This is a genomic window from Shigella sp. FJ200513 (genome assembly GCF_040495915.1).
GTDB lineage: Bacteria > Pseudomonadota > Gammaproteobacteria > Enterobacterales > Enterobacteriaceae > ECMA0423.
Window position 1 is genome coordinate 1 of the sequence record NZ_JBDYCV010000159.1, and the last position, 5,643, is coordinate 5,643.

At 45.5% G+C, this 5,643-nt stretch carries 3 protein-coding genes and 1 pseudogene; all 4 read right to left on the reverse strand.

Annotated features, from left to right (window positions below; translation table 11 throughout):
- Positions 1-67 precede the first annotated feature (67 nt).
- Positions 68-1,708, reverse strand: coding sequence for a bifunctional alpha/beta hydrolase/class I SAM-dependent methyltransferase (locus ABZJ92_RS20150; protein WP_000431884.1), 1,641 nt, complete (start codon positions 1,706-1,708; stop codon positions 68-70).
- Between the two features lie 15 nt (positions 1,709-1,723).
- Positions 1,724-2,619, reverse strand: a pseudogene (locus tag ABZJ92_RS20155) (phosphatidate cytidylyltransferase).
- Positions 2,619-3,224 (reverse strand): CDP-alcohol phosphatidyltransferase family protein, encoded by a 606-nt coding sequence (locus ABZJ92_RS20160; protein WP_000177546.1) that lies wholly within the window; start codon positions 3,222-3,224, stop codon positions 2,619-2,621. The pseudogene ABZJ92_RS20155 and the gene ABZJ92_RS20160 overlap by 1 nt, the downstream one beginning before the upstream one ends.
- A gap of 170 nt (positions 3,225-3,394) precedes the next feature.
- Positions 3,395-5,643: DUF2773 domain-containing bactofilin (locus ABZJ92_RS20165; protein WP_250543928.1), on the reverse strand; the 2,249-nt coding region annotated here is incomplete at its 5' end.

Genomic DNA, 5,643 nt, shown 5'->3' on the forward strand with positions numbered 1-5,643 from the left:
TTTCTGCTCATTATTAGCTCCTTCTGATGCCATTCTATTTCAGGAAGGAGTGTCCGTTAAACTCAGGCTACCTCATTACCCACGGTTTACCATCTTTATGACTGGTTAACACCCCGGCAATCAGCTCCAGTTGTGGGTGCCACGGCTGCCCGGTGTAGATGAGAATGCCACCCGGTTCGATGGCATTGGCTAGACCTGCGAGTGAGTTTTTTACCTGCTCATTTTCGGGAAAAAGCTCATATAGGCCAGAGACAATCGCCAGCGTAGGCCGCGGAGTTAACGCGCTGAGTTCCTCCGGGTTAAACGCATCGCCCTGTTCAAAACGCACCCGCCCAGACATTCCCCGTTGGGCAATCATCTCTTGCCCCTGTGCAACATTTAACTCACTGTAATCACGTAACAAAATATCGCTTACGGCAGGCTCGTTTGCCAGCGCATCCAGTACATAGCGTCCATGCCCTGCGGCAATGTCAACCACGCGGACGGCTAAACCTTTGGCGTGGAGATCGGCAACGGCTTGTTTAATCAATATTTGCAAATGGGTTTTGCGCTGGCGAATACCGCGCCATCCAACACTGTTCAGGTAGATTTTGTCGATTAAACGCCCGAATGCGTTACTGCCTTGCGGTTGATTTTGATAGACATAATCCAGGGAACTGCCTGAATCAAAGCCGGTACTCATTCCGAGATGCAGGCCCGCAGAGTGCGCACCGAACAATTTCATCGCCTTTCGCATAAAGCGATACGCTAAATCAACCGGCGATAATGGCACGGGTCCACCAGAAAGGAGCCGCCATCGATCCGCTGATGGTCCTGTGCGGTCTTCATGCTGATAATCAAATTTTTGCGATTTGTTAGCATATAAGCGGCAGATAAAGCTTTGCATTTTTTCAAATGCCTGCGCCCTGTTCTCTTCACCCAATGTGTCGTGATAAAAGCCTGGCAGCAGATGCAGCTCTTTCAGAGGGCTACGTAATCTCTGATAAAAATCAATCTGCGGTTGGCGATGCACCACATAGTCATCACCTGATATCAGAAGTTGCGTGGGGAGCGTAATCGCCGCCGCATCGCTAACAATACGTTCAGACGTTTTATAGAGATCGAGCAAGATATTGACGGCAATCGCCCGTGTGATCAGCGGATCATTATTGAAACTCGCCACCCGTTGCCGATCGTGGGTCAAATAGCGCCCTTTCACATAGGAATTAATAAAAAATAGACCACGCAGACGATGCCATAACGCCAGCGCAGGACGTGCCAGCGGCACATACAATTTAACCTTAAAGGCCGGAGAAGCCAGCACCAGCCCACGAATTGCAGGTGCATAATCATGAACCCATGTGGCAACAAGCACTGCGCCGACGCTTTGCGCGATCACTACCACCTCTTCCAGTCCGACCTGGCTGTCGCTGGCAGCAAAACGGACAAATTCATCGACATCCTGCACTGAGCGCATAAGAGACGGGCTATAACCACGCGGCCCCGAATTTTTTCCATGCCCCCGGGCATCCCAGGCATAAAAAGCAGTATCAGGCATCGCCAGTTCATCAACGAGATGTTGTAGACGACCAGAATGTTCATGCCCGCGATGAAATAAGACGATGACCTTTTTCGCCCCTGGCTGTAAAGTGGGCCAGTGCCGATAATACAATGCTGTATTATCACTGGTGGTAAAAAAATGTTCCCCAGGGATGCGTGAATTTTCCATTTTCTCTATTTTCCTTCAGTAACAGCAGTAGCGAATAAAATAAAAAAATACCGGAGCGGTGAAAATTAATGAGTCAATCCTGTCAAGGAGTCCGCCATGTCCTAGTAATAGTTTTCCACTATCTTTAACACCAATATCTCGTTTGATGGCTGACATCACTACATCGCCGCAAAAACCACTAATACCAATTAACAAACCCGCTAATAATGCCTGTAATGTATTTAGCGGTGTCAGCAACGGTCCAATAATCAGTGACGCAATCATGGTGGTGATTACGCCCCCCAGCAGACCTTCCAGCGTTTTTCCCGGGCTGACTTTGGGGACCACTTTTCTTCTGCCGCAGGATTTCCCCCATAAATACTGTGCAATATCGTTTGACTCGGTTAACGCCAAAAGAAATAACACCAGTAACGCCCCGCCCTGGATATTTATGGTTGGCAACATTAATAGCCAGGCGGCATGACTCAAGGCAAAAACGGTCATTATCCATCCCCAAAAAATGGCGCTCACGGTATGCTGAAAACCGGAGGGGTCACCCACAAAAACTCGCCAGGTGGCTAATATCAGAAACCCAGTCAAAGGTATAAATAACAGAAACAGCTCAAAGCAATTAAAACCGATAAGCAAATAGTTAAGAGGAATAACCCAATATAACCAACGCGAAAAATGTACGGATATAAGCGTACAATATTCTTTCAATGCCAGAAAACTTATCAGCGTAAAAAACGTCAACGTCATCCAGCGTGGGCCTGAAATCACCAGTGAAAAACAAATGACGATGCCCCACCAGGTACGAATACGTAATGTAACTTCATCCCCTTTTCTCTCAGGTAACCGCCATAGCAGAAAACGGTTTATCAGCTTGCTAAAATTAACAACGCGAAAAGTGTTGCCAGAGATTTTTCCAGCATTATCTTTCAGCGCTCATAAGAAGCACACTCCGACAACGATTAATCGCAGTACAGATAAGCAGAATTGAAGCAATGCTCCATAAAAGATTATTCCATTGCATCCACTGTGGATAAATGGCAACGGCCAGACCCCACAGACCAAATATTAACGCGCGATCACTTTTGCCAAATGGACCGGCATAACTGCGAACACCGTTAATCGTCTGCGCGAGTAAACCGCAAAACTCGGTCAATATGGTGCAAAATAACATGAGTATCACGAGTGATGCGTTACTTTCCGGTAAAAATAAAAACGGTAAATAGAGCGCAATATCGGAAATAACATCGCCAGTCTCATTCAAAATCGCCCCCAGACGTGTTTGCTGATTGCACTCACGCGCCAACATGCCATCCAGCGCATTGAGCGCCATACGGATAAAAAGCACGATGGGCAATAGCAAAAAGAGGATGGGTTGTGCCACCAACACCAACAGCAATCCGGTAAAAAGAGAAAGCGCCAGTGCCGTAAGAGTGATGTGATTCGCTGTAACGTGGTGCTTATAAAGCCAAAACATCGTCGGCCTTAACAGCGACTGAAAGAGCGGTTTTATCTGGTAGAGCGTCATTATCAATCCTTGATAATTCGGTTTGCGCTATGGTGCATCAATTCCCCTGACGGAGATATCGCAACACGCCGCTTCATTAAAAATTCAGAATATATCAAGGTATTGGGGGCTCACTGTCAGGAATGATTATCCCCAATAAATCAAGTAGTTAAAAATTATTACGCTGTTATTCAATACAACTCATCAAGTTTCCTCATCGCTTGTTCCCGTATTGCGCGCGTCTTACCGTTAAGCGCCAGCTGGCGGACTAAATCCAGTTCAGGGTTAACAAGCTCTAACGCCAGCAAAGGATCACGTTTCAGCCTCGCCTTCAATACATCAACTGGAAAGCGGGGATTATTCATCGCCACAATCCACCACTCGGGATCAATTTCTGCCGCCAGTGCCGCAGAGGGGGTGTGGCGGTTGCTAAGTGCGCCGAACTTGAAAAATGTGAGATTGCTTTTCGCCAGTGTACTCCACCATATACGATCCGGTTGTTTTGCCAGTACATCCAGTTGTGCTAACGCATCGGGGTCGAGTGCATAATAAACACGTAATGCTTCATCAACCTGCGCACGGGAGCTATTTTCCTGCCTCAGAAAAAACTTCGCCCAAATATCATTGCGTGGCGTGTTTTGCTGTAATTCCTTGAGAACAACAGCGGGTAAATTATCCCAACTAACTAATGCACTCTCTAAAAAGTCCCAGTCTTCCAAACGTATCAGGGCGGCGGCATTTAATAGCATCTGGTCATCAACTTCGCCGTGGCTAATCAGCTCAGACAAAATCATATCAGCGCTGGTTTCATATGCATCTGAATCTGCTTTCGGATTATTTTTCCGATGCGATAAAGCACGTTGCCAAATTTTTTGTTTCATCGACGTGCTCAGATACTGATTTTTCGCCAGATTACTCCACCCCTCAGGATCGTTGAAACGTGTCAATAACCGTTGTAAAGCAGCGTCAGAGTGAATTACCTGCATATCCCGACAGCAAAAGTAGGCAGGGGATTTTTTCTCCATCCTTTTAACAAAATTAAACTGTAAGTTATCTGGCAATGCTAAAAATAACACACGTATTAGATCATCGTCATTCTCGAATTTTTGGTATAAATAGGCTGCAACTTTGTCACTCTCTTGTGGCGTCATCCGCAATAATTGACCATGGTGTTTCATCTCTGCCAGCTTGAACGCTAAGCTTGTGACAACATTGTTTGATGAATCGTTCGCCAACTGCATTGCCTGATTGTAAGTGAGTTGTCCTCCAGCACCGACCTGACGAATAGAGGAATCATCACTGCGGATATAGCCATCAATAATGGATTCGGGCAATAACCACGCATCTTTATAAAGCTCCTGAATGATCATATCCCAATCTCTTTTCGCCAGAGTCATGACGATATCCAGAGGGAGATTTTCACGTAGCGCAAGATTCAACGGACCGACACCATCAGGTAGACGACTCATTCGCGTCATTATTTCGACAGAGAGCGGTTCACGGTCGAGCAACCCCAGAACAACAGGCTGGTAACCCAATTGCTGATCGGTCAACTCCAGAATCTCATTGTCAGGCATATATCTCGCCATACTTTCAATCGTTTGTTCATCATTGCTATTAATAAGTTGTTTGCGTAGGTTAGCTGAAATTCCTTTAAGCCTTGGGAGAGTTCGCATTATGGCAAGATCAAATGTCGCAATATCTCGTCCTTCAAATGCAGCAACGTTGCCTTCATCCAGCATTTGCAATTCCTGCACTAACTCAGGAGAAGGCTTAGGGCGAAACAGCGCTTCTTTTTTCATCTGATTACAGACATTCCCTGCCATGCGAATATTGCTTCGCTTAAAAATTTCTTTCAGAGCATCTTCATCATTTATTAGACCCCAATAATATGCATCAGGATTTATTATCATCAGCGCTTTTTTGACATTTTCAGTGTCATTTTTGTCACTCGCACGGACCATGAATTCACTATTTGTCGAAGACGCAACAACAGGTGCAATTATGTCATTGATAAATACCCCACGCGCATTAATACTCCCCTTAATCGTAGACGGATTATCGTAATATGAGTCGATAAATACCAGTCCACTTGCATTTATCGAACCGGTAATTAACAGTGGTGAATCCGTAACTATATTCGTTGCCGTCACGTTACCGAGAATAACCCATGGATTAGAAAGAGAGAAAGTGGAAATATTACCTTTGACTGTCAAATTGCCAAGAACAATCAATTTTTGATTACTCTCTATATTACCTTCTACCACTAAATCGCCACGATGCACTTTCCAGTCCGATGCAGATAAACCGAAGGGGACAAGATTCACGCTACTGTTGATAGCTTGTTCAACTTGTTGTTTATCTTGGTAATGCTGCCAACTTACTGATTTAGTGTATGATGGTGATTTTAAGGTGCTTGCGTGGCTTCCATTTCCATCAG